Here is a 25,630-nt window from a genome sequence, read left to right as displayed (position 1 = left end):
CTGATCGGGCCGTCAGCCCTCCGCGTCCTCGGAGATCAGCTCATCCACCCGCAGCGGCCGAACCTCCGCGTACGCGGCCAGGAACATGCCCCCCGCCGCGTCGAGGGTCTCCAGCCACTCCCACGCCTCCGGGCCGCCGCGGACGACCGCGTACCCGAGGACGGCGAGCGCGTCGTACCGGTCCAGCAGCGTCGGCGGACAGAGCGCGTCCGGCCACCGCGCGGTCATGAGCGACACCTCGGCGGAGTCAACCAGGATGTGCAGCCCCCACGACGGCTCGGTGTCTCCGTCGTCCACGCACCACCGCATCGCGGCCCTGGTCGGCTCGATGCCACTCATCAGTGACCAGCCCCCAATACGGTCTGCACGCTGCCGCCCTTGGCCCGGACGTTCTCCTGAATGAGGCTGACGATGGCGTCCCCGGCCTGCCCGCCGTCGGACGTGATGACGACCTTCACCAGTTGTTCGCCTCGGTTCCTGCCGCTGGACCCGTACGAGCCACCGCCGCCGTACGCCATGCTCCCGACGGCCGGCGGGGTCACCAGGTTGGACATGGTCGTGTTCAGCGCGGGCGTGCCCGCGTCGATGCCCTTCACGATGCCTGCGGGGATCCACCGGCCTACGCTCTTGGCCATCAGCTTCGACGGTGACGAGATCCCGAGCGCCTTGGCAATCGGGCCAGGGATCATCCCCTTGGCGAATGAAATGAGCTGTCCTTTGAGCCAGCCGCCCATCGACTTGATGCCGGACAGCAGGCCCCTCACCACGTCCTTCCCCTTGTCGATCAGCAACGAGCCCAAATTCCCGAGGGCGCTGGTGATCTTGCCGGGCAGGGACTTCACCCACGCGATGAAGGAGACTGCCTTGTTCACTGCGGAAGTCCGGAATCGCTGGAACGCGGTGGCCGCCGTGGTCGCCAGCCGCCCGGCGAGCGAGGCGATCGCGCCGATGATCCGCCCTGGGAGACCGGTCAGCCACGAGACCAGTTCGCCCATTTTGAGGACGGCCCAGTCCTTGGCCTGTCCGAACCACGTTGAGATCTTTCCGGGGAGCTGTCCGAGCCAGTCGAGAGCCGTCATGATGCCGCTGACGGCCGTGGAGAACGCGGTCTTCACGGCAGTCCACACCGCGGTCCAAGCGGTCTGGAACCACGTCGTTTTGGTCGCGATCAGCACGATCGCGGCGATGAGCGCGATGATCCCAATGACGATCCACGTGATCGGATTCGCGAGCATCGCCGCGGCCCACGACCACGCTGCGCGGCCGGCCGCGGACGTCGCCGCCGTGTAGATCGCGGAGTACACCGAGTACAGCTTCATGCCCGCCACGATCAGACCGATCGCGACGCCCACGCCCGTGAGCACGTCCACAGGGGTGTTCGCGATGATCTTCGAGAACACCCCGGACACGGCCAGGAAGCCCATGATCAGCGGCTTCGCTGCCTCGGCCATCTGCATGACGGCCTTGCCCACGTTGGCGAGGATCTGCCCGCCCTGCTTGGCCGTGTTGAGGAACTTCTCGAAACCGGCGGAGCCCTTCAGCCCGGCGGCCCACTTCGCGAACGACTCCGTCATCGAGGCCAGGCCGCCGGTCATCTTCCCTGACGCGGGCAGGAACGCCTGAAGCAGGCTCCCGAAGCCCTTGCCGATGTTCAGGATGGCCGTGAGGAAGTTCTTCAGCGCCGGGCCGGACGCCGTGGCCATGTCGGCGGCCCACTCCTTGAACCCGGTGCCCTTCACTCCGGTAGCCACACGGTCGAGCATGTCGCCGAGCGCCCCGGCTGCGGCCTTCACGAACGGGGTGAGCATCGGCAGAAGGTTCCGCAGGATCTCAATGCCCTTGGTGAAGACGGGCATGGTGGTGCCGGACAGGCCATCGGACCAGGCCTTGAAGTCCGATTTCAGGCCGATGAACGACTTCGCGGTGGCCTGTGTTGCCGAAGGCAGCTTCGCGAGCGCGTCCTGATACGCCTTCGTCGCCTCGGCAGCCTTCTCCCCGCCCTCCGCAGCCGCCTCTTCAGCAGCGGCCGCAAGGTCCGCGACGTTCCGCACGGCCTCCATCTGGGGGTTCGCCGCCATGGTGAACGCCTTGAACGCCAGCCCGGCCGCGACCGCCCCCGCAGTGAGCGCGCCCACGGCCGTGACGACCGCAGCGACGACCGGCAGCCCGGCGCCCATGCCGAGGATCGCGGGGGTGACCTTCTTCAGCGCGCCTACGGCCTGGCCGGCGCCGCGGCTGATCCTGGATCCGAGGGTGCGGCCCATGGCATCGGACTGGCTGGTCACGCGGCCGTGCATGTCCCGCAAGGATCCGTCCGCGTCCCGGGTGAAGCCTGCGAGGCGGAGCTGTGCCTCTCGCAGGCCCGAGCGCCAACCCCGGTCGTCGGCCCGGATGACGCCGACCAGCTCGCCGATGTTCAGGGCCACGGATCAGCCCTCCGAGACCGGCCGGCGGCCCTGCCGTGCGGATTCGTTCCGCACCTTCTCCGGGAGCTGGTCCCACGCCTCACGGTCGTACCGCAATGCGGCGACCAGACCGGGCACGCCCTCCAGGACACGCTTCGTACTCTCGCCGGGAAGACCGAGGATCTCCCCGGCCCGGTGCTGTGCGTCCGACTGGCCGGCCAGAGCAGCGGACAGGATCGCCCCGAGGACAGCCCCGGCGTGGACGGACTCGGCACGCCCCAAGCCCACGGCTGTGACGCCTACGGGCGGGAAGTTCTGCGCCATGAAGCCGTACTCCCGCGACGGCCAATGGTCGTTCGGGTCGCGCTTGAGCTGGTCGTTGACGGCGACCCCCTCGCTGGCCACCTCGCGGATCGTTTCGTCTCGCGCGGCCGACACGGCGACGAGGCGCATCGTGGCCTCCAGGACGTCCCCGGCGGCGGCCACCAGGTCGTCGGTGGAGTCCTCGGCGACGAGGGCGCGGGCGCGTTCGCCTACGGCCCGTGCACGGGCGTCGAGGTCCGCGCGCTGCGCTTCGGCCTGCTTCCGCTCGGCGGCCGTCACCCTCAGTTCGGCGAACTTGATCAGCTCGCGTTGTGTGGAGAGCTGCGACGCGGTGACGTTCGGATCCCCGGCCTTCACCCGCTCCGTGAGCGAGTCGAGGGTGGCGCGCGCCTCCGCGGCTTCCTGCTGTGCGGTGGTGACGATGTCACGCGGCATCGGAGCCACCCCCGGCCTGCTGTGCGCGAACGTACGCGGCGGCCAACTCCCGGCGGCGGTCGCCCAGGGTCTCCCACCCGGCGGTGCCGTACAGCGCGGCGTCGGCCTTCTGCTGCTGCTCGCGCGCCTCACGCTCCGGGGCGGCGGCCTCGTCGGCGACCCTCTGGCGCTCGGCCAGGTGGTTACCGATCGCCTCGGTCAAGTTCGGTCGGTCCGTCATGCGCGTCTCCCACGCCGTAGCGGTAGGCGTCGAGAGACGCCCGGTCGATGAGCCAGACCGGGCCGGCCTTATGCCCTTGCAGGTGGCCCGATCTGGCGAGTCGCCGCACGAATCCAGGCGAACAGGCCAGGAGGGCGGCGGCCTGCCGTGCGGTGACAGTCGCCACGCTGGCAGGCTCGGGCTCGGGGGTTCCGCCGCTGGAACTAGCGGTGCCCTGTGCGGCCTTGTGCAGGTTCCGCAGCAGCGTCCGGGCCTCGGGGGTCAACGCCCCGCCGTTCGTCCGTGTCTGGTCCGCGAGGTACCGCGTCAGGCCCGCGAACACGGTCGACGCCAACGACGGGGGCACTACAACTCCGTCAGTCGTCGTCACCGGTCATGCCGTCCAGCCGTGCCAGCATCTCGACCGCCCGCGGGTTCGGCTCCCGGCCGCGCTGCTCGGCGGCGTGGATCGCCTTGCGGATGGTGGCGCTGCCCTTCTGCGCGCGCTTGCGGAAGTCGGCCTTGTTCCGTGCAGAGTTCGCCTCGGCCTGCTCCGCCCGGCCTGCCAACTCCGAGAGCACACGGGCCGCCTCAGCGATGATCGGCGCCAACTGGTTCGCGACGTCGGGGGAGCGCTGCGACTCCTTCCACAGGCGGGACAGGGCGCGGCGGAAGCGCATGTTCGCCGTGTCGAGCTGTTCCCTGTCCGGGTACGAGCTGCCCTTGCGTACGAGCCGCGCGGGGAACGGCTCACGGGGTGTGGTGGTCACGGGGTTGTCCTCTCTCGTACATGTGCACAGGCGCCATGCGCGGGGCGCCGAGAACCGGATCCCCGCACACTCGCACTACGGGTGTAGTGGGTCAGGTGCGCGCGGCGCGGAGGGTGTCGGGGATGGAGCTGACGGCTCCGGTGAGGACGGGGCATCCGTCGTCGTGGTGGATGAGGAGGTGGGGGTTTCCGTGGTGGTCGGCGATGTGCTTGATCGCTTCGGGGAGGGTGAGGAGTTCGTTGGTCTTGATCGGCATGGGGCTCTCCATTCGGTGCGAGCTGTTCCCTGTTCCCTCCCTAGACAGAGGGGGGAGGGAACAGGTCACTAGGTACGGCTGTAGAAACAGGTGAGAACAATCGGGGGAACAGGTCTGACCTGCGGTTATGTCTGTTCGGGGAACAGGTTGAAACAGGTGGGGGAACAGGTCTGGTAGCGGATACGGACGGGAACAGGTTTTCTGGTGCAATTCGGGCTCACTGCTGTGACGCCTTGAACGCCCGGACGACTTCGGCAAGAACGGTCGCGTTGCCGGGGAGGATGAGGCCCTTCGTTGTGGCCCAGTCCTTGAGCTTGTCGCGCCCGAGGTTGGGTGCTCCGAGCTTCACGAGCTGGTCGACGTAGTGCTGAACCTGCTGTGCCTGCTGCTGTACGACTCCGGGATCGGACAGCTCGTGACGGGTCTGCCCGGGGAGCCACATGCCCGTGGTGACGCTCTTACGGCCGCGCCGCGTGATGTGCAGGAGGTCGCTGCCGACGCCGGTACGGGTGTGGGTGCGCTTGAACTTGATCTGTGTGGTGACGGTCTCGACATCTCCGTCGTACGCACTGTCCGCGGTGAGTCTGGTCATCTCCCATACGTGGTCGACGTCCTGGGACTTGGCGGATGAGCCGCGGCTGCCCTTGTCGGTGTCCTTGCCCATGTGGTCGAGGCGGGTGCCGGCGATTCCGCGTGACTTCAGCGGCGCGTGAACACGGCTGTAGAACTGCAACCAGGTGTCGGAGTCGTTCTCTTTGCCGCTGATGAAGCGGCTGACGGTGTCGAAGATGACGACGTCGGGGCGGACTTCGTCCACGATGCTCATCAGCTCGGCGACGGCCAGGGGCGCGGCATCGAGGCCGCCACTGAACTTGGGGAACATGCGGTAGTCGAAGCGTTCCGTCAGCTCGGCGGCGGTGGCTCCGAAGCCCTGCATGCGGGTGACGATGTCGCGGAGCCCGTTCTCCCGGTCGAAGTAGAGGACGTACAGCGGGGCCCGGCGTTCGTCGCCGAGGAAGCTGCGTCCGGTGACTGCTCTCCACAGCCAGTCGTGGACGAACAGGGTCTTGCCGACCTTGCCGTCTCCGACGATTGAGACTTGCTGGCCGCGTTCCATGAACTTCCCGGGGAGCCATTCGATCTTTGAGAAGTCGGTGGCGAACGCTTGGTGCCAGTCGAGCCGGACGAACCGGTTCGGCGGCTCCTCTTCGGCCTCGGGCTCCACGGCTGCGGGCGGCTCTGCGGGCGTTGCGGCTTCCGGCTCGGGGGCGATCAGGCCGCTGAAGTCGTTGCGGTCGTCTACGCGGCCCACGGGCGGCCAGGGGGTGCGGGGTTGGGCCATGCCCGCAGTGAGCCCTGACGTGATGGTGGCGAGGGCTCGCCCCTCGGGGTGGTTGCCCGCGCGGGCGGCGGAGAGCAGCGTCTCGCGCGCCTCGCCCTCGCTCAGTGCCCCCGCTCCAACGAGGGTGCCGACGCTGAACGCGGCCCGGTTGATCGTGTCGTTCTGCGTTCCCTCCGGCGCGCTGGTGATCGCGTCGCACTCGGCTTGTACGGCCTTGTTCGTGTACGCGTCCTGGCTGCCCACGGGCGCCGTGTACGTCCCGGGCGGAAGCGGTTCCGGCAGCGGCGGCGGGCGAAGCATGTCCACCAGCCAGGCAGGCGCCTGGACTGGGTCGGGGCCGCCGCGCGGGCTGTATGCGCCCTTGACCGAGACCGAGGGCGGGGCGACGACCTGCCCGCCGTCGGCGCGGATATCGAGTCCGGGACCGAGCTTGCCCGAGCTGTTGCGCGGGTTGAAGCCGGGCCAGGCGAAGAAGAAGTGCAGCCCGCCCGATCCGGTCTCGTGCCGGCGGGTCTCGGGGAGCGGACCGTGTTCGGTTTCGAGCGCGGTGAGGCTGTCGAATCCGCCGTTGTCCGGGTCAACGTCGAGGACGAAGATCCCGGAGGCTTCACCGGTGGCGATCCCGATGTTCGCGCGCGGGCGCTCGGCCCACCACGTCGCGATCTGGCCGGGGTCGGTGGTGGCGTTGTCCTGCCACGCGGGGTAGACGGGGTGCTTGCCGCCCTGCTTGTAGTCGTGCTTGGCGTCCCGTCTCGGGTTGCCGCAGGTGCAGCGTCCGTCTGCTGCGTGATGCAGGGGCAGCACCCGCCAACCGCGTTTCGCGTACCACCGTGCGAACTCGATCATCGGCGGCAGCGCGGGCGTTGGGGCCGCTGTGCGCTGGTCCTGGTGGGTCACGGGCGCGGTCACGTGCTCTCCGTCTTGTTCGTGACGACGTCTTCGGTGATGCCGAGGATGTCGGCGACCCAGCGGCGGGCACAGGTGCGTGTGCACGCGGCGTTGGGCTGTTCGGTGAGGCTGGCGCGGATCGATCCGAGGACGAGCGTCCGGCGGGCGCGCTCGCGCTGGAACTGGAGGTACAGGGCGTCGCTGTACGGGGTGTCCGGCCACTGGCCGGGAGGGCGCCCGGAGGCCCCCGAAGCCGTGATGGCCTCGGGGGTCCCGGGGTGGTGCCGGGTGTTCACGCGCGGCGGCCCTTGGTGATGGCCTTGATCCGCCGGTCCTCGGCCTCGGTGTCGAGGCGGGCGATCTCCGGGTCGCCCTCGAAGTCGTCGGCGGCGACCTGGTCCGCGAAGTCGAGAAGCGCCTCGTACCGGTCGGCGAAGTCCCGCATGGCGGCCAGTGCCTCGCGGCCCCGAGCCGGGGTGAGTTCTCCGGTGTGGACCCCGTAGTGAGTCCAGACCGTGGTCTTGCGCCCGTATGCCTGCGACCGCTCGGCGTGGACGACCACCTCGGCGGCGAGCCACGGAACGTTGGTGTTGTCGCTCAAGCCGTCGGCGTCGATGTCCCGCAGCTCGGACTCAAGCGGCTCCGCGGTGCGCAGGGCGCCGAGACCCACGTCGCGGATAAGGGTGGTCTGTGCCTCAGCGAGGAGGCCGACGGGCGGGTCGGCGATCGTGCTGACGGCCTCGGTCAGTGCCTCGCGAAGCGCGCCGGGGCTGGTCTCCTTCGCGACGTACGCGGGATCGAGGCGGGCCAGGATCGCCGCAACCGTGTCGGTGACGACCGGGGCGGGGTGCTCGCGGGCGGCCTCGGCGACGATGTACGCCTCGTGGCCGAAGGTCTCGGTCTCGATCTGCGGGACGGCGATGACGTGTGCCATGATGGGACTTCCGTTTCTGTTGTAGAAGCCCTGGGTCGCTGGCGAGCGAAAAGCCCGGGGCTTCTGCATGTGCGGGATCGGATAGGGCCCCTGCCGCGTGGGTGTTAGAGCACCTGCGGTCTGGTGGGGGCCCGAACTATGCGGCTTCGAGGAGCCGTACGAGCGACGCGGTGACGACGCGCTTGGCGCCGTAGTCGAGCACCTTCACGGGTGCCTCGCCGCGCTTGACCAGGGCGTACATCTGGCTGCGGGAGATGCCGAGGGCGAGCGCCGCCCGGGGCAGGTCGACCGTGGCCGGCCAACTCCGGACCTCGGTCAGCGTCGGCGCTTCCAGTACGACACTGCGCGGAAGTTCATCCACGACTTCACTCCGATTCGAGACGCGATCACGTGGCGCGAGTTCGCGGTTATGTGCCGCTCGTTCGCTGTCTTAGAGAACCTACCTCAGTCCACTGGACGCGCGCTAGTCCATGCCGTAGATTCCATGTCATGGCGATTCTGGAGTCTGGTCCGGCTGCCGCTCAGGTAGCCAGGAACATCCAGCGGGTACGCAAGGCCCGCCAGTTGAAGCAGTCGGACGTGTCCGAACGGCTGGCCGCGGCCGGGCGCCCGACGCTGCCCACCGTGGTGAGCAAGATCGAGCGCGGGGAGCGGCGCATCGACGTCGACGACCTCATCGCATTCGGTCGCGCGCTCGATGTCCCGCCCGCGCTGCTGCTCTTTCCGCTGGGTGAGGACCAGAACGTGGAGGTTCTCGCCGGGCAGCTAACACCCACCTGGGACGCCTTCCGCTGGTTCGTGGGAGAGGCGCCGTTCCCGGGCGACGCCGGCACGCCGCACGGCGAGCGTGACCCTGAGACAGGACTCGCAGAGTGGTACGAGAACCCCTGGCAGGAGGGAGCCGCGCCGGTCGTCCTCTGGCGCGAGCACGCCGAGCGCGTACGCGAGTGGTTCGCCGTCCCCGGTCGCGTACGCCGCCTCCGGTTGGACGAGGAAGGCGAGCGGGAGCAGCGCGCCCGCGAGTGGGAGCAGGCTGAGGCTGCGTTGAGGCAGACGAGGAACACCATGCGCATGCGCGGCCTCAAGCCGCCGCGGCTGCCAGAAGAACTAGCCGAACTGGAGCAGTAGCAGGGAGGGGGAGGCATGGCCGAGATCAAGAAGGTGACGGCGCGGGGCAAGACCCGCTACCGGTTCGTCGTCGACATCGGCGCGGACCCGGTCACGGGGAAGCGGCGCCAGCTCACGGTCACGACGGACACGAAGACCGAGGCCGAGAACGAGCAGGCGCGCATCCGGCACCAGCGCGCCACCGGAACGTTCGTCGCCCCGTCGAAGGCCACCGTGGCTCAACTGGTGGCGCTGTGGCTGGCGTCGGCGACCCGTGACGTAGAGGTGGCCACCAAGCGGTCGTACGAGGACGCGATGCGGTACGTCGTCGCCCACCTCGGCACCAAGCTGGTGCAGAAGCTCACCGAGGAAGACGTTGAGTCGCTGATCGACTGGATGCTGACCAGCGCGCGAAGGATCGGCGGGAAGCCGGGCACCGGGCTGAGCGTCCGTACGGTGAGCCTCACCCTCGGCCGGCTCCGGGCCGCGCTCAACTTGGCGATCCGCCGGGGCCTGGTGGCCCGGAACGTCGCCGACCACGTCACCATCCCGAGGCAGGCCAGGAAGGCGGACAAGGTCCGGCGGAAGGCGCGGACGCCGTGGACGGAGGACGAGGTAAAGGTGTTCCTCGCCCACGTCTCCACTGACCGCCTGTACGCGGTGATGCTGCTGTCCCTCATGGGCCTTCGCCCGGCCGAGGTGTGCGGCCTGCGGTGGTCGGACCTGGATCTCACCACGGGGACGCTCAGCGTGGAGATCACGCGCACGCTGGTGGCCGGGGAGGTCATCGAGAAGGACACCAAGTCGGAGGCGGGTGACCGTGCGCTGCCGCTCCCCGACATCGCGCTGAAGGCGCTGAAGGCGTTCCGGAAGCGTCAGGCGGCCGAGCGGCTCGCGGCCGGCGAAGGCTACGAGTCGTCAGGGCGGGTTGTCGTGGACGAACTCGGTGCTGCGGTGAAGACGGACTGGCTCCGTCGCCGGGCGTACGAGCGGATGGCCTCGGCCGAGGTGCGCAAGGTCCGCTTGTACGACGCGCGGCACGCCTGCCTGTCCTGGATGGCGAACAACGGGGTGCCGGACACGGTGGTCTCCGCGTGGGCCGGACACGCCGATCTCGGCTTCACCAAGCGGATCTACGTACACCCCGATCCGCAGTCGTTGAAGGCCGGTTCGGACAAGCTGGCCGAGTTCCTCGGCTGACCAAGATCAAGACGGATGTGAGAAATTGTGAGACGACACGACGAAGGCCCCGATCCTCCGTGAAGGAATCAGGGCCTTGACCTGGTAACTCTTGTGCACTCGGCAGGATTCGAACCTGCAACCTTCTGATCCGTAGTCAGATGCTCTATCCGTTAAGCTACGAGTGCTTGTCGTGCTGGGCTTTTCTGGCCCGGCCGCGTTGCGAGAACAACATTACATGACCTGCGGCGTCACGTGAAATCCATTAGCCGGACCATGCCTGAGCTGCGGAAACAGCCCGAAACGGCCGAAGCCCCGGCCGGGTGGGCGGGGCTTCGGTGGATCGTGCGCGGAGGCGGAGGGATTTGAACCCTCGATGGGCTTTAAGACCCAAACCGCATTAGCAGTGCGGCGCCATAGACCGGACTAGGCGACGCCTCCAGCACACCCGCGCGGGCGCGGATGGTGCGTGTCAGATGATGACACAGCCGAGCGCGGTGTCACCAATCGCCGCCCACGGTACTAGGCGGGAAGCCCGCAGGGCAAAGCGCTTCTTCGCGCCCCCGGCCGGAGCGCAACGACTGGGGCTCACGCGCGTTAGTGATGGCGGGCGCGCACCGTCGGGCCCCTTGGAATCGTCTGCCGTCAGGAGCCCCCATGTCGCGTCGTTTCTCCCTCGCCACCGTCTTCGCCGCCTCGGTCGCCGCCGTGGCCGCCTTCGCGCCCACCGCGTCCGCCGGGGTCCTCGATCTGGCGCCGCTGCCGTTGCCGCCGCTGTTCCAGGAGCAGGAGCCGGACCGGCTCACCGTGACCGTCGCGCAGACGAACATCACCCGTGCCGACGGTACGTACGAGCTGACGTGCGGCCCCTCCGGCGGTACGCACCCCGAGGCCGAGTCCGCGTGTGCGCGGCTGGACGAGTTGGCCGGTGAGCGGAAGGACCCGTTCGCGCCGGTGCCCGAGGGGCAGATGTGCACCATGCAGATGGGCGGGCCCGCCACCGCGCGGGTCACCGGGACGTGGCAGGGGCGGAGCGTCGACGCGACGTTCAGCCGTGAGAACGGCTGCGAGATCTCCCGCTGGCAGAACCTCGTACCCGTACTTCCCGCCGCCAGGGGCTGACGCCACGGGTGCGCGGATGCCATCGGTACGGGGTCCGCACACAACCTTGGTGAGAGCTCCCCCTCATCCGCCGTCCCGCCCCGCCCCCCAGCCCTTAGACTCCCTCCAGTGACAGGCTGAGACTCAGAGGGGCAAGATGGGACCGGCCGTCCGCAAGGTGCAGTGGTTCAGGGAGGAAGCGTCGTCGTGAGCAGCAGGCCATCCCGAGGCGCTGCTCGCCTCGCGGCGATACTTGACGCACTTCCCGACGGTCTGGTGCTCGTCAACAGCAACGGCACCGTCGTCAACGCCAACACCATCGCCCTCGAAACCTTCGAGACTCCCGGTACGGCCCTGGTCGGGCGCGGGCTGCTCGATCTCCTGCCGCAGTTCGACCCCCGGCTGATCCCCGGTTCGATGCGCCGGCCGGAGGCGAGTGACGAGCGGGGCCGTACGAAGCCGACCCGGATGATCGCGCGGCGTACGGACGGCAACGAGTTCCCCGTCGAGGTCACCAGCGCCAATCTGGAGGACGGCCAGCAGGCCCAGGCCTACGACCCGCACAACTACACCGGCGACGAGCTGCTGATGCTCGTCGTCCGCGATCTGTCCGGGACCGTCGACACCGAGGCGGAGCTGGCGCGTTCGCAGCGGCAGACCGAGATGATCCTGCGGGCCGCCGCCGAGGGCGTGGTCGGTACGGACACGGACGGCCGCGTCGTACTCGTCAACCCCGCCGCCGCGCAGATCCTCGGCTTCCGGGCCAGCGATCTGGGCGGCCGGGAGCTGCACCCGCTGATCCTGCACTCGCGCGGGGACGGCGAGCCGTTCCCGTACGAGGAGTCGCCGCTGGCCGACACGCTCAAGTCGGGCCGCAAGCACCGGGTGCGCGGACAGGTGCTGTGGGCGAAGAACGGCAAGCAGGTGCCCGTCGACCTGACCACCGCGCCCGTACGGGACGGGGAGCAGTTGGTCGGCGCGGTGATGACGTTCACCGACCGGCGGCCGTACGAGGAACTGGTCGAGGCGCACACCACCGAAGCCACCGAGACCGCCCAGCGGCACGCGGCGGAGCTGGCGGAGACGGCCGAGCGGCACACGGCGGAACTCGCCGCCGCCGTCGAGCGGCACACCGCCGAACTCGCCGACCGCAGCGACCGGTACGCAGCCGAGATCGAGGAGTTGGCGGAGCGCTACGACAACACGGCCCGCCGGCACCACCAACTGGCGGCCGTCCTGGGCGGCGCGCTGCGCGGCCCGCTGGAGGAGCTGCGCGGTGAGCTGACGACGCTCGCCGCCGACCCGGCGGGGCAGCTCTGGCCCGAGGCCAACCAGATGCTGCACCATCTGTCGGCCGGCTACGCCCGGATGACGACGCTGGTGGACAACGTCCTCGGCTACCAGCGCCTCGACGAGGGCCTGGAGCAACTGACCAAGGTGAACGTGCTGCTCGACGGGGTCGTGGCGGCCGGTGTCGAGGGCGCGATCGAGCTGATCGGCCCCGGCCGAGCGCAGTTCGCCGTGCACGCGCCGCCGATCGAGGCGGAGGTCGACCCGGTGCGGCTGGCGACGGCGCTCGCGCATCTCACGGCGGACGTGGCGGGCGTCGACTCGACGGGCCGGACACGGGTGGTGCCGGACGGCGGTTACGTCGACTCCACGATCGTGGTGGCGGCGGCGCAGCGCGGTGATGTCGTACGGATCGAGGTGCGCGGGCCGTTCGCCGGGGGCGATCCCGTGCACGAGCCGATCGTGCGGGGGATCGTGCGGGCGCACGGCGGGGTGTTGCAGACGCACGAGATGCCGGGCATGGGCGGCAGCGCGTACGTGCTGGAAGTGCCGCTGGGGGAAGGGGCGGGTACGTTCCACGCGGCCGCGCCCGAGGAGAGCCCGAGCCAGGTTCCGGCGGAGCCGGCCGCCGGGGGGCCCGGGTCGACCGGGGGTTCCGGCCGGCCGGGCGGTGGGCGGCGGCGGGCACGGCGGGCGTCCACGGACGCGTTCCTCGGTGCCGAAAGTGCGGGGACCGCTGAGCCCGCCGAGCCCACGGGGCGGCGCAGGGCCCGTACGGAGTCGGGGCCGGGGGCGGAGGCGGGGACGGGGACGGGGACGGCGTCCGATTCGCAGCAGGAACTCATCCCCGCGCAGGACTCGGGCGAGAGCACGGGCGGTGGTACGGGCCGCAGGCGCGGCCGGCCGAGCCCGGCGGAGAACGCGGCCGGGGTCGTACCGGGCGCCGAACTCGCGGTGTCGGCCCCTCCCGCGGCTTCCGAGGGTTCGGTCGTGACGGCCGCCGAGGGCGCGCATCCGACCGGGCGCGCGGCTCTCGGCCAGGCCGTGCCGCCGCAGGGCGTACCACCGCAGGGCGTAATGCCACAGGATGCGGCGGAGGCGGAGGGTACGGGGCGCCGTGCCCGGCGCGGTGGGCAGAACGCCCTCCCCCCGGCCCTGCCCTCCGGCCCGTCGCCCGCCGTCCGTCGGCCCCGGCGTGCGCTGGCGCCCGCGCAACAGCGGCCCGAGCCGGCGCCTGCCCGCGCGCAGTTCGCGCTTCCGCCGGCCGACGCCGACCGGGCGTCGCCCGACGCGTCGGTGCCGGGGCGCCACGACACCGCGTCGTCGGACCCGCGCGCGGACCATACGCCGCTGAAGCCGCACCCGGTCTCGCACCCCGTCACGCACCCGAACGAAGCGCCGGCACCGGCCAAGACCCAGGCCGAGGCCCCTGCCACGGACCCGGACCCGGACCCCAACGGCTGGGCGCCCGCGATGCCCACCGCCTCGGGCGTCGGCGTGATGCCCGGCGCACCCGGCCAGCAGCCCTCATGGCCCGCACCCGCACCCGCCGCCGAGCACACGCACACGCACACGCACACGGACGACGACACCGTAGACCCCCGCGCCGCCCAGCCCCTGCCCGAGGAGGAGCCGATGCCGGCCGACTCCACGCAGGGACGGGCGTTCAGCGTCCGTACGCTCGGCCAGGGCGTGCCCTTCTCGCAGCAGATCACCAAGCAGCAGAACCAGACCCTCGGCGCCGGCCGCCGCCGCAGACTCGCCGCCCCCCACGACCCGCAGGAACCACAGGAACCCCAAGCCCCGCACGCCCCCAGCCCCTCCGGCCCCTCCCACGGCGGCCAGGGCGGCTCCCTCGGCCACGGCCCCCACCCCGAGGGCCGCGCCTACGCCATAGGAGCCCCCGACGAGGGCGCCGAAGGCCCCCAGCCGCTGGACGGCCCCGGCGGCGCGGTCGAGGTCGCGAACCGCCCCCAGCCCCGCCCCGTCGACGACGAACTGCCCCCCGAGCCGCTGGACAACCCGCGCCGGCTGCTGGTCTGGCCCGCCCCCGACGTCTCCACCCAGCAGGCCCTGAGCGACCGCGGCTACCGCCCGGTGATCGTGCACTCCCGCGAGGAGGTCGACGCGCAGATCGCCGCCTTCCCCGCGGCGCTGTTCGTGGACCCGCTGACCGGCCCGATCACCCGCACCGCGCTCCAGTCGCTGCGCCAGGCCGCCGTCGCCGCCGAGGTGCCGGTACTGGTGACGGCCGGGCTCGGGCAGGCGACACGCGAGGCGGCGTACGGCGCCGACCCCGCCGTGCTGCTCAAGGCCCTGGCACCGCGCGACAGCGAACAGCACCCGTCGCGCGTGCTGTTGATCGAGGAGAGCGAGGAGATCGCGCTCGCGCTGACGGCGACGCTGGAGCGGCGCGGCATGCAGGTGGCGCGCGCGGGGACGGACAGCGACGCGGTCACGCTCGCGAGCCAGATGCGGCCCAATCTGGTGGTCATGGACCTGATGCAGGTACGGCGCCGGCGCGCGGGCATCATCGACTGGCTGCGCGCGAACGGCCAGTTGAACCGTACGCCGCTGGTCGTCTACACCTCCACCGGCATCGACCGCTCCGAACTGCCGCAGTTGTCCGCCGGGGAGACCGTGCTCTTCCTGGCCGAGCGGTCCACGAGCGAGGACGTGCAGTCGCGGATCGTGGACCTGCTCGCCAAGATCGGCACCAACTGACCCTGGGGGAGGTCCAGTTGGTGCCGTCGAAATTGATCTAGAGGCGCGTGACGTCCAGCTCCCCGTCCGCGTACTGCTTGCGGATCACCTTCTTGTCGAACTTGCCGACGCTGGTCTTCGGCACCGACTCCACCACCGACCACCGTTCCGGCAACTGCCACTTGGCGATCCGCCCGGCGAGGAAGGTCTTGAGCGCCTCGTAGTCGGCGCTCGCGCCCTCCCTCAACACGACTGTCGCCAGCGGCCGTTCGCCCCACTTGTCGTCGGGCACGGCGACGACCGCCGCCTCGGCGACGTCCGGATGCGCCATGAGCGCGTTCTCCAGCTCCACACTGGAGATCCACTCGCCGCCGGACTTGATGACGTCCTTCGCGCGGTCGGTGAGGGTGAGATAGCCGTCGGGGCTGATGACACCGACGTCGCCCGTCTTGAGCCAGCCGCCCTCGCTGAACCTGTCCTCGGGCTTGAGCGGTTCGGCGCCGGCGCCGCCGTAGTAGGAGGCGGCGATCCAGGGCCCGCGTACCTCCAGCTCACCGGCCGACTCGTTGTCCCACGGCAGCGTGTCGCCGCCGGGGCCGGTCAGCCGTGCCTCGACGCCGACGGGGAAACGGCCCTGCGTGACGCGGTACGGCCACTCCTGCTCGGGGGTCAGACCGGCGGGCGGGTTGGAGGTCGTGCCGAGCGGCGAGGTCTCCGTCATGCCCCAGGCGTGGCAGAGCCGTACGCCGAGCTTGTCGTACGCCTCCATCAGCGCGGGCGGACAGGCCGAGCCACCGATCGTCACGCGGACCATGGAGCTGAGATCGCGCGGCCGGGCGGTGACCTCGGCGAGGAGCCCCTGCCAGATCGTCGGCACGGCGGCGGCGTGCGAGGGCTTCTCGCGCTCGATCATGTCGGCCAGCGGCGCGGGCTGGAGGAAGCGGTCGGGCATCAGCATGCTGATGCCGGTCATGAAGGTGGCGTGCGGCAGGCCCCACGCGTTCACATGGAACTGCGGTACGACGACGAGGGTCGTGTCCTTGTCGGTCAGCCCCATCGACTCGGCCGTGTTGATCTGCATGGAGTGCAGATAGATCGAACGGTGCGAGTAGACGACGCCCTTCGGGTCGCCGGTGGTCCCGGAGGTGTAGCACATGGCGGCGGCGCTGCGTTCGTCCAGCTCGGGCCAGTCGTACGTGGTGGGGCGCCCGGCGATCAGGTCCTCGTACTCGTGCACCTGGACGCGCCCGTCCGTCGCGGCGACGGCTTCGGCGAGCGGACCCCGGTCACCGGGACCGGAGACGACGACGTGCTCGACGGTCGACAGGTGGGCCAGGAGCGGCGCGAGGAGCGGCAGCAGGGAACCGTTCGCGAGGACGACGCGGTCGGCGGCGTGGTTGACGATCCAGACCAACTGCTGAGGCGGCAGGCGCAGGTTGAGCGTGTGGAGGACCGCCCCCATGGAGGGAATCGCGAAGTATGCCTCGACATGCTCGGAGTTGTTCCACATCAACGTGGCGATCCGCTCGTCACGCGTGACACCGAGTCCGTCGCGCAGGGCGCCGGCGAGCTGTGCCGCGCGTGCCCCGACCTCGGCGAAGCTTCGGCGCTGCGGCTCACTCTCCCCGGTCCAGGTGGTGACCTGCGACTTCGCGTGGATGGTCATCCCGTGGCGCAGGATGCGGGTCACAGTCAGCGGTACGTCCTGCATGGTGCTCAGCACGGCGTCCTCCCGGTGGGCGCTGGCGCTGCGCGACACGAGCGCGGCGCTCGGCAGAAAAGCTCTGCGGCGATTCTGCTCACATACCACGTGGTATGTCACTACCCGGGATACAAGTGCGCTCCTGTCTCGGTGGCGGGCGCGGCGTGCTTCGCGCGTCCGCCGGTCAGCGGACGGGCAGCAGCTCCGGGTCCTCGCGGAGTTTGCCGAGCGCACGCGACACCGCGCTTTTCACCGTGCCGACCGAGACCCCCAGCACCTCGGCGGTCTGGACCTCGCTCAGGTCCTCGTAATAGCGGAGCACCACCATCGCGCGCTGGCGGTCCGGCAGCTTCATCACCGCGCGCCACATCGCGTCGTGGAGTACCCGCGCCTCGGCGGGGTCGGGCGAGGGAAGACCGGCCGGCTCGGGCAGCTCCTCGCAGGCGAACTCGTCCACCTTGCGCTTGCGCCACTGCGAGGTACGGGTGTTGAGGAGAGCCCGGCGGACGTATCCGTCGAGGGCGCGGTGGTCCTCGATCCGGTCCCAGGCGACATACGTCTTGGTGAGCGCGGTCTGGAGCAGATCCTCGGCGTCGCTCGGATTCGCGGTGAGCGAGCGCGCGGTACGCAGCAGTACGGGCCCCCGCGCCCGTACGTACGACGAGAAGGACTTGTAGGGCACGTGCGGTCGCGGGTGCGGGTGCGGGTGTGCGCTCGGGTGCGAGTTCGGGTGCGAGTTCGGGTGGTACGGCGAATACGAGACGGCCTTGGGGGCGCTCGCGCAGACAGGCGTGGTCATGGCTCCCACGCTAGGAGCGGGCCCCTCCCAGGGGATCGGCCCCAGGTCCCGAAGCCGCGTCCGCCTCAGGGAGTAGGGGTGGTGCTGGGCCCACCTCCTGTAGGTGGAGGAGCGGCGCACGCTCGTCAGGGTCGGCGCAGGTGACGGGGGGCCGTTGTGGATCTTCGATCCCTCGTCGCGCGGTGGCTTCGAGCCCTGGTGGGGGCGATTGCCGCAGGTGGGAGCCGTGCGGGCCGCGCACGCGAGGGCGGTGGTGTCGGAGCCGTACATCTCAATGAGGACGGAGAGGCGTGGTACGGCGGGGTACAACCACAGGTGGGGCGGGTGCGGGGGCAGGTGCAGCCCGCGGGTGCGGGGCCGCAGACGTAGGCGCATACGTAGGCGCATACGTGGGCGCATACGAGGACGGTCCGCGCGACGGCACCGAAGTGCTGTCGCGCGGACCGTCGCTCACCCCTCAGCAAGGTCCCCCGTCGGGCCGCGTATCACCAGAGATTGACGAAGTTCACCGCGACGGTCTCCTTGGACTGGTCGATCACCGTGAACCCGGAGCCGTTCACACTGGCGGTGCTGTTCTCATTCGACGCACCCGGGCCCGTCGCGACCTGCTGGGTGGTCGTGGAATTGCCGGAGTTGCCGTTGCCCAACACGCCACTGCCCACGATCGCGGCCACGCTGGCGTTCGATCCGTCGTCCACGAGGCCGTCCGCCGATGCCGAGCCGGTGAAAAGAGCCGCGGCGAGCGGCAGGGCGGCGACGGCGGCGAGGACGCGGGCGGTACGGAAGCTAGCCATGTCAGTTCCTCCAGGAACGAGATCTACGTGAACGAGAAGTACGGCCTTTGTCAGGGCAGTTGGCCGACCGCCCCGACGTTGTGCTCGACGTCGCGGATCAAGAATTGCCCACCGAATCCCCGGCGAACCAGCCCTGAGGGTGTTATTCCCTCGCAAGCGTGAGGACTTGTCGATAAACCCCCTTCGTGACATCAACAGGCCAGTTCGGTTGGTATGCGCCCGTACAGACCTCGTCACGACCCCGCTCCCGCAAGGGGCGAAGCGTTTCCGCACCATTTTGGCCAATCTTTCCCACTCCCGTTCCTCGAACATCAGTGCGAACATAGAGCCATGGCCATCACCGCCCCGCACACAACCACCCTGGCCCTCGCCCACGCCCTCTCCGCCGCCGAGAGCGGGTTCCCCGTCATCCCGCTGTCCCCCAGCAAGCTCCCCGCCCTGCGCTCACCACACCGGGACGAGCCCGGCGGCGGGGCGAGTGGGAGCCTCTGTCGCGGGGAGTGCGGCCTCCCCGGTCACGGCGTGCACGACGCCACGACCGACCCCGCCGCCGTACGGGCGCTGTTCGCCGCCGCGCCCTGGGCGACGGGTTACGGCATCGCCTGCGGACGGGCACCGCACCATCTGATCGGCGTCGACCTGGACGTGACACCGACGAGCAGCCGTCAGGGTGGTTCGAACGCCACGCCGGACCCGACGCCCGATTCGGTCGTCGCGCTCCAACAGCTCGCCTTCCAGCATCTGTTCACGCTGCCCGAGACCGTCGTCGTACTCACCCCGAGCGGCGGCCGGCACATCTGGCTGTCGGGTCCCGCCGGGATCACCGTCCCCAACTCGGCGGGGCGCCTGGCGCCCGGCATCGACGTACGCGGCGCGGGCGGCTATCTCGTCGGACCCGGCTCCGTCACCGCCCGGGGCGCGTACCGCCTCGCCCCCGGCTCCGCCGGACTCACCCCGGCGCCCTGCCCGCGCGCACTGCTGCGCCTGCTCACGCCCCCGGAGCGCGGACTCCACGCGGGGCCGGGCGGACACCGGGGGCGCCCGGCGCAGGGGCACGGCCTGGTCCAGTTCGTCCTCGCCGCGCACGCCGGACAGCGCAACACCCGGCTGTTCTGGGCGGCCTGCCGGGCGTACGAGCACGGCTTCGGCGACTCCCTCGCGCAGGCGCTTGTCGACGCCGCCGTACGGACGGGGCTCACCGAACGCGAGGCGCGCGCGACGATCGCGTCGGCGTCACGCCTGACGGCCGGGCCCGCGTAACGACCCGCGCAACAGGACGCCGGCGCCCCCGCCTGATAAACGGGGGGCGCCGGCGCGTCGTACGGCGCGGCAGCCTGTCAGCACACCTTGTAGTCGACCCGTGCCGAGTTGTACGAGCAGGTGTCCACCCTGGCCCCGGTCCGCTTCTTGAGCGTGGCCGTATCGCGGTCGTTGTTCCAGACGTACGCGGCACGCCCCTGATAGCGGTTGGTGGCGGTGTTCGTCCCCGTCCCCGTGCGCACCGTCACGGTCTTGCCCCGGCCGAGGGAGTAACTGCCGAACGTATACGTGTGACTCGACCCGTCGACCACGGTCCAGCCCGTCAGACTGACCGCGCTGGTCGTGGTGTTGCGGATCTGCACGTACTCACCGTTGAGGCTGGCGTTGGAGCGGCTGTCCGTGCCGGGGCTGTCGTAGTAGATCTTGTACAGATGTACCGATCCGACGGCCTGCGCCTGCGAAGGCAGCAGAACCGTTCCGGCGACCACCGCGGCGGTCGCGGCGACGGTGGAGAGCGTGCGGGAATAGCGCATGTACGTCCTCTGATCGAGTCCGGGCACCCCCCAAAGGGCCCGGCAGGCGCCCAGAGTATGACCAACTGGCTACTACTGGTTACCTTTTCCGGAACAAGGACATACCGACCGGTAGAGCCACCAACTCCCGTACAGTGAAGCCCATTTCGCCCGAAGTGGCCCGATGGTCCCCAAGACCGGCGCACCCTAGGGCGATCGGCGGGAGAAGTGGCGCGCGCTGGGGACGAGGGCGGCGGCGGCCGGGGCTATGAAGCAGGTCAGCGCGCACACGGCGAGTACGGGTCGGGGGCCGAAGGTGTCGATGGCCGGGGCGATGAGTGCGAGGCCGGCCGGCGCCAGCCCGTACGACAGCATGAAGTCGAGCGACGAGACGCGGGCGAGTTTGTCGGGCGCCACCTCGCGCTGGGTGGCGGTGAACCAGGGGACGTTGAAGAGTTCGATGCCCACTCCGGCGACGGCGTACGCGGCGATGACGACGGCGGGGTGCACCGGGAAGAGCAGGCTCAGCGGTGCGAAGCCGTAGGCGGCCAGTCCGGCGAGTGCCGCCCAGCCCTGGGAGGGCGGGCGCCAGCGGGCGATGAGCAGGGCGGCGGCGAGGGCTCCGGCGGTGTAGGCGGTGGTGGCCGCCGCGAGGACCACGCCCGTGTCGTACCGGTCCCGGCTGACCAGGGGCAGCGCGACGCCGGTGGCGGAGTAGCCCGTGGCGATGACGGCGGTCAGCGCGGCGAGGGTGGCCATGAACCAGGGGTGGCGGCGCGCCTCACGTACGCCGTCCGCGAACTCCCGCAGGAGTGACGCGCGTTCAGGCGCGGGTACGTCGGCGGGCACGGCGACCCGCGCGTTCCGTGTGCCGCGCCCGGGGGTGAGCGCGGCGACGAGCCAGAGCGCGCCGATGCCCAGGAGCAGCGTCCCGGTGCTGAGCGCGACCGCGAGCAGCGCGGTGAGGGCCGGGCCCGCGAGGGTGCTGACCCGGACGGAGAGCGTCATGGCGGCGTTGGCCTGCTGCCTGCGCCCGGCGTCGACGACCTCGGCCGTGAGCGCCTGGAAGGCGGGCCGGCAGGCGCCCTGCCCGGCTCCGGCGAGCGCGGCGGCGAGCGCCATCAGGGGCAGCGAGCGCCCCAGTCCGGCGGCCAGCAGCGGGGCGGAGGCCCCGGCCACCAGACCCGACCACAGGACGACTCCGCGCCGGGAGTGCCGGTCGGCCAGCACCCCGCCCACGGGGACCGCCGCGAGGAATCCGGCGGTGCGGGCGGCCAGGAGCAGGCCGAGCGCGGTGGGGGAGATCGTACGGTCGAGCACGGCGAGGCCGAGCACGAACGGCAGGGCCCAGGTGGCGAGCCCGGACGCGGTGGCGCCCGACCACAGCCGCAGGAAGGCGGCGTCCCGCAGCACGGAACGCGCTGGCGGCGGGGCGGACTTGGCGAGATCTGTGGTGCGGGGTGCGGTCGGCACGGTGTGACGCTCCTGACATCGAGGGCCGGCTGATACGGCTCCGCCACCGTCAAGTGCCCGGTGAGCGGGGCCTCGTGACATCGGACGGCGGCGGAGAACGGAACGGCGTGGCCGCCCGTGGCTGCCTCAGGGTAGCAAGATGAAAATGATTATCGTTATAGTCCAGGCTGGCTTGCCCTTCCCCACCAGGGACCAGGGGCGTGGCCATATCTCTGCCCCGTCTCGGACCGGAGGACCTGATGGACCTGACAGCGACCGGACCCGCCGCCCACACCCCACTCGCCGCGCGCGACTCCCCCGACCACCCCCGCACCGTCGACCACCTGATGTCCGGCGTCCTGGCCGGAGAGTACGGTCCGGATCCCGCCCGCCTCACGGCCACCAGCGCGTTCTGGATCCACCACGGCACGCGCCTCGCCGGGGGCGACACCACCTACCTCAACCAGTACGTCCTCATCAGGCTCGGCGGATCGTTCGGCGCCTGCGCGTTCGAAGCCGGTGAGGTCGACCCCGCCGTCTGCCGGGAAGCCTCCGGGGTGCCTCTGGACGTACTGCTGCGCGAGGCCCCCCGGCCGATACGGATCGCCGCCCTCGACGCGTACCTCACCGAGGCCGAGCCCCATCCGCGTACGGCGCGGGCCGAGCCGGTGCCGCTGCCCGCCGGGACCCCGGAGACCCGGGCGAAGGCCCGGGACGCGGCAGTGGCCGGTCTGCTGGACATCGCGCCCGGTGCGAAGGTCGGGCTCATCGGCGTGGTCAACCCGCTGGTCGCCGCTGTTCGCGAGCGCGGCGGCGTCCCGCTGCTCTGCGACTTCAATCTGCGTACGACCCAGTGGGGAGACCCCGTCAGCGACAGCGCGGACACGCTGCTGAAGGACGCCGACGCCGTCATCGCCACCGGGATGACGATCGGCAACGGCACCTTCGACACCGTCCTCGCCCGCTGCCGCGAACGCGCCGTGCCGCTGATCGTCTACGCGCAGACGGGCAGCGCGGTGGCACGGGCCTTCCTGGGGGCGGGCGTGACCGCGCTGTCGGCCGAGCCGTTCCCGTTCTCCCAGTTCAGCGCGGAGCCGACGACGCTCTACCGCTACCGCGCCCCCGCCGGGGGCGGCGCGTGAGTGCCGGGGCCTCCCCCGTACCCGCCATGTCCGGTACGGGGTACGCCAGTTGCCACCACGGCGAGATCCTGCAAGGCGTCTTCCTCGACGCCCGCGGCCGACGGTGCGCCGCCCTGGTCACCCTGCCGCTGACCGGCCTCGGCACCCGCGCCGACGCCGTACTGCGGCCGGGCGCCGGGCCCGGGTGCCACTCGGTCGACCCGCCCGACCGGACGAAGGCGCTGCGCGCCGCGGCCCTCGCCCTGCGCGAGTGCCGCGCCCGGCGGCCCCAATCCGCCCTCGGTGGGCTGGAGTTGCGGCTGAGCGGCGATGTCCCGCTCGGGCTGGGGATGGGCTCGTCCAGCAGCGACGTCATCGCCGCCGTGCGCGCGGTCGCGGACGCGTGCGGACTGCGGCTGCCGTCGCGGACCGTGGCCCGTATCGCGGTACGGGCCGAGCGCGCGTCCGACCCGCTGATGCTCGACGGCCGGCCGCTGCTGTTCGCCCAGCGGGAGGGCCGGGTCCTCGAAGTCCTCGGCGACGCGCTGCCGCCCGCCGTGGTGGTCGGCTGCGCCCTGGGCGGCGGGCGGCCCGTGGACACCCTGTCCCTGCCGGTACCGGCGTACGGGGACGACGACGTGCGCGCGTACGAGCGACTGCGCGCGCTGCTGCGGCGGGCGGTCACCGAAGGGGACACCCAACTGCTCGGCCACGTCTCCACCGAGAGCGCCCGGCGCGCCCAACGCGTCCTGCGGCACCGGGAGTTCGACCGGCTGACGCGTGTCGCCGGGCGGACGGGGGCGGTGGGAGTGCAGATCGCGCACAGCGGCAGCGTGGCCGGGCTGATCTTCGACCCGGCGGCCCCGGATCTGGAGGCGCGCCTGCGCCGCTGCGTACGCGCACTGAACCACGAGGCCATTCCCGTGACCCGGACGTTCACGACCTCTACGACCTCTACGACCTCCACGACCAGCAGCACGACCAGCGAGGAGTCCCGCCATGGACGAGCACATCGCCGACGCGATCGGCCGGCCCGACCTGATACGCCTGGACGAAGGGCTCGTCTGTCTGCGCTTTGAGTCCATGAAGGCCGTCTCCGCCACGGCGGCCGTACGGCATCTGCTCGACACCGGCACCGTACGGCCCGGCGACACCCTGCTGGACAGCTCCAGCGGCATCTACGCGTACGCCCTCGCCCTGGCCTGCCACCGCTACGGCATGCGCTGCCACATCGTCGGCTCCACGACCGTGGATCACACCCTGCGCACCCAACTCGCCGTGCTGGGTGCGGAGTTCGAGCAGATGGACCCCAGCGACGACCTGAAGCTCGACCAGAAGCGGCGCGTCGCCCGTGTCCACGAGATCCTTGGCCGGCACCCCGAGTACCACTGGATGCGCCAGTACCACGACGACATCCACTACCTCGGCTACCGCGCCATCGCCGACCGTATCCACCGCGAGCTGAGCGGCGGCGGCCCGCTCACCGTGGTCGGCGGGGTCGGATCCGGCGCGTCGACCGGGGCGCTCGCCCGCCGGCTGCGCGAACACTCACCGGGCGTCGGCCTCATCGGCGTCCAGCCGTTCGGCAGCGTCACCTTCGGCAGCGAGCGCGTACCCGACCGCGACATCATCATCGCCGGTATCGGCAGCTCCATCCCCTTCGCCAATGTCGACCACACCCTTTACGACACCCTGCACTGGCTCGGCTTCGACGCCGCCCTCGCCGGCAGCGTCGATCTGTTGCGCCGGCACGCCGTATTCGCCGGACTGTCCACCGGGGCCGCGTATCTCACCGCCCGGTGGGAACGGGACCGCGACCCCGGTCGGACGTTCCTGTTCATCGCCGCCGACACCGGCCACCGCTACACGGACTCGGTGTTCGCCCGCCATCGCACGGCACAGCCGGCCGACGCCCTCGCCCCGCGCACCGTGTCCACGCTCGACGAGCTGGCCCACCCCTGGTCGCGGACGGACTGGAACCGTGCGGGCGCGCCCGCGCCCAACTCACCTGAACGGCCGCACCGTTGAGACCTTCCGCCGCCGTGTACGCGGCCCTCGCCCTCGTACTCTCCGGCTCGATCCTTCTCGCCATCAGCCTCGGCCCCGCGCCGGTCGCGCCCGCCGACACCGCCCGTTTCCTCCTGGCGGCGATCGGCGGGGGCCGCGTCGCGGCGGCCGACACCACCACGTACCAGATCGTCTGGGAGATCCGCACCCCGCGCGTACTGCTCGCGGCCCTGGTCGGCGCCGGGCTGAGCGCGGTCGGTGTCGCCGTCCAGGCGATGGTGCGCAACGCGCTCGCCGACCCGTTCGTCCTCGGGGTCTCCTCCGGCGCCTCCGTCGGCGCCGTCGGCGTCACGGTCACCGGGGGGCTCGCGGGGCTGGGGCTGTACGCGGTGTCGGCCGGCGCGTTCGCGGGCGCGCTGTTGGCCTCCCTCCTCGTCTATCTCGCCTCCTCGCGCGGCGGCGCGCTGTCCCCGCTGCGGCTCGTACTCACCGGCGTCTGCGTCTCGTTCGGACTCCAGGCCGTCATGAGCGTGATCATCTACCTCGCGCCGAGCGGCGAGGCGACCAGCACCGTCCTGTACTGGACGATGGGCGGTTTCGGCGCGGCGAGCTGGGGCGCGCTGCCGGTCGTGACCGTGGCCGTCCTGCTCGGCATCGCGGTGCTGCACCGGCGGAGCCGTTCCCTGGACGTCATGGCGCTCGGCGACGAGACAGCCATCAGTCTCGGCATCAGCCCCGACCGCCAGCGGCGCTTCCTGCTCGTCCTCGCCTCCCTCCTCACCGGGGTCATGGTCGCCGTCAGCGGCGCGATCGGCTTCGTCGGACTGATCGTGCCCCACCTCGTACGGCTGGTGGCCGGCGCCGGACACGCACGGGTCCTGGCCCTCGCGCCGTTGGCCGGTGCGGTCTTCATGGTGTGGGCCGACCTCGTCGCCCGCACCCTGGCCGCGCCCCGCGAACTGCCCCTCGGTGTGATCACCGCGCTCGTCGGAGTGCCGGTCTTCATCACCCTGATGCGGCGCAAGAGCTATCTCTTCGGAGGCCACTGAC

At 71.0% G+C, this 25,630-nt stretch carries 25 protein-coding genes and 2 tRNA genes; 9 read left to right on the top strand and 18 right to left on the bottom strand.

Features of this window, described 5'->3' with window-relative positions:
* Positions 1-12 precede the first annotated feature (12 nt).
* From OG329_RS21220 to OG329_RS21170, 11 genes are all read right to left on the bottom strand, one after another.
* Complete coding sequence (locus OG329_RS21220; protein ID WP_405797231.1) at positions 13-339, bottom strand: DUF6303 family protein; 327 nt, start codon at positions 337-339, stop codon at positions 13-15.
* The gene (locus OG329_RS21215) at positions 339-2,426 is read right to left on the bottom strand and encodes a hypothetical protein (protein ID WP_405797229.1); all 2,088 of its coding nucleotides are present in this window, start codon (positions 2,424-2,426) and stop codon (positions 339-341) included. Before OG329_RS21215 ends, OG329_RS21220 begins: the two co-directional genes overlap by 1 nt.
* A gap of 3 nt (positions 2,427-2,429) precedes the next feature.
* Entirely contained in the window at positions 2,430-3,164 is a 735-nt protein-coding gene (locus OG329_RS21210) for a hypothetical protein (RefSeq protein ID WP_405797228.1), read from the bottom strand.
* Positions 3,154-3,384, bottom strand: a complete 231-nt coding sequence (locus tag OG329_RS21205; protein ID WP_405797227.1) for a hypothetical protein — start codon at positions 3,382-3,384, stop codon at positions 3,154-3,156. The genes OG329_RS21210 and OG329_RS21205 overlap by 11 nt, the downstream gene beginning before the upstream one ends.
* Positions 3,347-3,550 (bottom strand): helix-turn-helix domain-containing protein, encoded by a 204-nt coding sequence (locus tag OG329_RS21200; RefSeq protein WP_405801942.1) that lies wholly within the window; start codon positions 3,548-3,550, stop codon positions 3,347-3,349. Before OG329_RS21200 ends, OG329_RS21205 begins: the two co-directional genes overlap by 38 nt.
* Before the next feature lie 190 nt (positions 3,551-3,740).
* A complete protein-coding gene (locus OG329_RS21195) occupies positions 3,741-4,133 on the bottom strand; it encodes a hypothetical protein (protein ID WP_405797225.1) in 393 nt (130 codons plus the stop codon).
* Positions 4,134-4,224: 91 nt separating this feature from the next.
* Positions 4,225-4,389: a hypothetical protein gene (locus OG329_RS21190; RefSeq protein WP_405797223.1), complete on the bottom strand. Its 165-nt coding sequence runs from the start codon at positions 4,387-4,389 to the stop codon at positions 4,225-4,227.
* A gap of 217 nt (positions 4,390-4,606) precedes the next feature.
* Positions 4,607-6,640, bottom strand: coding sequence for a bifunctional DNA primase/polymerase (locus tag OG329_RS21185; protein WP_405797221.1), 2,034 nt, complete (start codon positions 6,638-6,640; stop codon positions 4,607-4,609).
* Entirely contained in the window at positions 6,637-6,915 is a 279-nt protein-coding gene (locus OG329_RS21180; RefSeq protein WP_405797220.1) for a hypothetical protein, read from the bottom strand. The genes OG329_RS21185 and OG329_RS21180 overlap by 4 nt, the downstream gene beginning before the upstream one ends.
* Positions 6,912-7,553 (bottom strand): hypothetical protein, encoded by a 642-nt coding sequence (locus tag OG329_RS21175; protein ID WP_405797218.1) that lies wholly within the window; start codon positions 7,551-7,553, stop codon positions 6,912-6,914. Before OG329_RS21175 ends, OG329_RS21180 begins: the two co-directional genes overlap by 4 nt.
* Before the next feature lie 136 nt (positions 7,554-7,689).
* The gene (locus OG329_RS21170; RefSeq protein WP_405797216.1) at positions 7,690-7,914 is read right to left on the bottom strand and encodes a DNA-binding protein; all 225 of its coding nucleotides are present in this window, start codon (positions 7,912-7,914) and stop codon (positions 7,690-7,692) included.
* A gap of 128 nt (positions 7,915-8,042) precedes the next feature.
* Between OG329_RS21170 and OG329_RS21165 the strand changes: the two genes are divergently transcribed.
* Both OG329_RS21165 and OG329_RS21160 read left to right on the top strand, forming a co-directional pair.
* Positions 8,043-8,681 (top strand): helix-turn-helix domain-containing protein, encoded by a 639-nt coding sequence (locus OG329_RS21165; RefSeq protein WP_405797214.1) that lies wholly within the window; start codon positions 8,043-8,045, stop codon positions 8,679-8,681.
* A gap of 15 nt (positions 8,682-8,696) precedes the next feature.
* Positions 8,697-9,860, top strand: coding sequence for a tyrosine-type recombinase/integrase (locus OG329_RS21160; RefSeq protein WP_405797213.1), 1,164 nt, complete (start codon positions 8,697-8,699; stop codon positions 9,858-9,860).
* A gap of 94 nt (positions 9,861-9,954) precedes the next feature.
* Here the strand turns inward: OG329_RS21160 and OG329_RS21155 are convergent.
* A tRNA-Arg gene (locus OG329_RS21155) sits at positions 9,955-10,027 on the bottom strand.
* A gap of 162 nt (positions 10,028-10,189) precedes the next feature.
* A tRNA-Ser gene (locus OG329_RS21150) sits at positions 10,190-10,280 on the bottom strand.
* A 216-nt stretch (positions 10,281-10,496) separates the two neighbouring features.
* Here OG329_RS21150 and OG329_RS21145 point away from each other — a divergent pair.
* Positions 10,497-10,961 carry an SSI family serine proteinase inhibitor gene (locus tag OG329_RS21145; RefSeq protein ID WP_405797211.1) on the top strand — a complete coding sequence of 155 codons (465 nt, stop codon included), beginning with the start codon at positions 10,497-10,499 and terminating at the stop codon, positions 10,959-10,961.
* Between the two features lie 186 nt (positions 10,962-11,147).
* A complete protein-coding gene (locus OG329_RS21140) occupies positions 11,148-14,954 on the top strand; it encodes a PAS domain-containing protein (protein WP_405797210.1) in 3,807 nt (1,268 codons plus the stop codon).
* A gap of 37 nt (positions 14,955-14,991) precedes the next feature.
* Here the strand turns inward: OG329_RS21140 and OG329_RS21135 are convergent, their stop codons facing one another.
* The 3 genes from OG329_RS21135 to OG329_RS21125 form a co-directional block, all read right to left on the bottom strand.
* Positions 14,992-16,656 (bottom strand): long-chain fatty acid--CoA ligase, encoded by a 1,665-nt coding sequence (locus tag OG329_RS21135; protein ID WP_405801940.1) that lies wholly within the window; start codon positions 16,654-16,656, stop codon positions 14,992-14,994.
* 163 nt (positions 16,657-16,819) lie between these two features.
* Positions 16,820-17,434 carry a SigE family RNA polymerase sigma factor gene (locus tag OG329_RS21130; protein WP_405797209.1) on the bottom strand — a complete coding sequence of 205 codons (615 nt, stop codon included), beginning with the start codon at positions 17,432-17,434 and terminating at the stop codon, positions 16,820-16,822.
* Between the two features lie 485 nt (positions 17,435-17,919).
* Complete coding sequence (locus OG329_RS21125) at positions 17,920-18,228, bottom strand: hypothetical protein (protein ID WP_405797207.1); 309 nt, start codon at positions 18,226-18,228, stop codon at positions 17,920-17,922.
* 330 nt (positions 18,229-18,558) lie between these two features.
* Here OG329_RS21125 and OG329_RS21120 point away from each other — a divergent pair, with 330 nt between their 5' ends.
* Positions 18,559-19,488 carry a bifunctional DNA primase/polymerase gene (locus tag OG329_RS21120; protein ID WP_405797206.1) on the top strand — a complete coding sequence of 310 codons (930 nt, stop codon included), beginning with the start codon at positions 18,559-18,561 and terminating at the stop codon, positions 19,486-19,488.
* A 77-nt stretch (positions 19,489-19,565) separates the two neighbouring features.
* Here OG329_RS21120 and OG329_RS21115 read toward each other — a convergent pair whose 3' ends face one another.
* On the bottom strand, positions 19,566-20,021 hold the full coding sequence (locus OG329_RS21115; protein ID WP_405797204.1) for a lamin tail domain-containing protein: 456 nt from the start codon (positions 20,019-20,021) through the stop codon (positions 19,566-19,568).
* Positions 20,022-20,207: 186 nt separating this feature from the next.
* Positions 20,208-21,392: an MFS transporter gene (locus OG329_RS21110; RefSeq protein WP_405801938.1), complete on the bottom strand. Its 1,185-nt coding sequence runs from the start codon at positions 21,390-21,392 to the stop codon at positions 20,208-20,210.
* 407 nt (positions 21,393-21,799) lie between these two features.
* Here OG329_RS21110 and OG329_RS21105 point away from each other — a divergent pair, with 407 nt between their 5' ends.
* From OG329_RS21105 to OG329_RS21090, 4 genes are read left to right on the top strand one after another with little or no spacing between them, the layout of a single operon-like run.
* Complete coding sequence (locus OG329_RS21105) at positions 21,800-22,594, top strand: Rossmann-like domain-containing protein (protein ID WP_405801937.1); 795 nt, start codon at positions 21,800-21,802, stop codon at positions 22,592-22,594.
* Positions 22,591-23,652, top strand: a complete 1,062-nt coding sequence (locus OG329_RS21100) for a GHMP kinase (protein ID WP_405797203.1) — start codon at positions 22,591-22,593, stop codon at positions 23,650-23,652. The genes OG329_RS21105 and OG329_RS21100 overlap by 4 nt, the downstream gene beginning before the upstream one ends.
* Positions 23,573-24,601 (top strand): pyridoxal-phosphate dependent enzyme, encoded by a 1,029-nt coding sequence (locus tag OG329_RS21095; protein ID WP_405797201.1) that lies wholly within the window; start codon positions 23,573-23,575, stop codon positions 24,599-24,601. Before OG329_RS21100 ends, OG329_RS21095 begins: the two co-directional genes overlap by 80 nt.
* Positions 24,598-25,629, top strand: coding sequence for a FecCD family ABC transporter permease (locus tag OG329_RS21090; protein ID WP_405797200.1), 1,032 nt, complete (start codon positions 24,598-24,600; stop codon positions 25,627-25,629). The genes OG329_RS21095 and OG329_RS21090 overlap by 4 nt, the downstream gene beginning before the upstream one ends.
* Position 25,630 lies beyond the last annotated feature (1 nt).

It is taken from the genome of Streptomyces sp. NBC_01506 (assembly GCF_045040295.1).
GTDB lineage: Bacteria > Actinomycetota > Actinomycetes > Streptomycetales > Streptomycetaceae > Streptomyces.
Note: the sequence above shows the minus strand (reverse complement) of the source record. Positions and strands in the feature narration are given on the sequence as shown.

Coding starts and splice junctions, on each gene's coding strand:
- OG329_RS21130 (WP_405797209.1), bottom strand. CDS start 17,434: ATGACCACGCCTGTCTGCGCGAGCGCCCCCAAGGCCGTCTCGTATTCG.
- OG329_RS21190 (WP_405797223.1), bottom strand. CDS start 4,389: ATGCCGATCAAGACCAACGAACTCCTCACCCTCCCCGAAGCGATCAAG.
- OG329_RS21125 (WP_405797207.1), bottom strand. CDS start 18,228: ATGGCTAGCTTCCGTACCGCCCGCGTCCTCGCCGCCGTCGCCGCCCTG.
- OG329_RS21210 (WP_405797228.1), bottom strand. CDS start 3,164: ATGCCGCGTGACATCGTCACCACCGCACAGCAGGAAGCCGCGGAGGCG.
- OG329_RS21145 (WP_405797211.1), top strand. CDS start 10,497: ATGTCGCGTCGTTTCTCCCTCGCCACCGTCTTCGCCGCCTCGGTCGCC.
- OG329_RS21095 (WP_405797201.1), top strand. CDS start 23,573: ATGGACGAGCACATCGCCGACGCGATCGGCCGGCCCGACCTGATACGC.
- OG329_RS21165 (WP_405797214.1), top strand. CDS start 8,043: ATGGCGATTCTGGAGTCTGGTCCGGCTGCCGCTCAGGTAGCCAGGAAC.
- OG329_RS21120 (WP_405797206.1), top strand. CDS start 18,559: ATGGCCATCACCGCCCCGCACACAACCACCCTGGCCCTCGCCCACGCC.
- OG329_RS21205 (WP_405797227.1), bottom strand. CDS start 3,384: ATGACGGACCGACCGAACTTGACCGAGGCGATCGGTAACCACCTGGCC.
- OG329_RS21175 (WP_405797218.1), bottom strand. CDS start 7,553: ATGGCACACGTCATCGCCGTCCCGCAGATCGAGACCGAGACCTTCGGC.
- OG329_RS21105 (WP_405801937.1), top strand. CDS start 21,800: ATGTCCGGCGTCCTGGCCGGAGAGTACGGTCCGGATCCCGCCCGCCTC.
- OG329_RS21115 (WP_405797204.1), bottom strand. CDS start 20,021: ATGCGCTATTCCCGCACGCTCTCCACCGTCGCCGCGACCGCCGCGGTG.
- OG329_RS21220 (WP_405797231.1), bottom strand. CDS start 339: ATGAGTGGCATCGAGCCGACCAGGGCCGCGATGCGGTGGTGCGTGGAC.
- OG329_RS21160 (WP_405797213.1), top strand. CDS start 8,697: ATGGCCGAGATCAAGAAGGTGACGGCGCGGGGCAAGACCCGCTACCGG.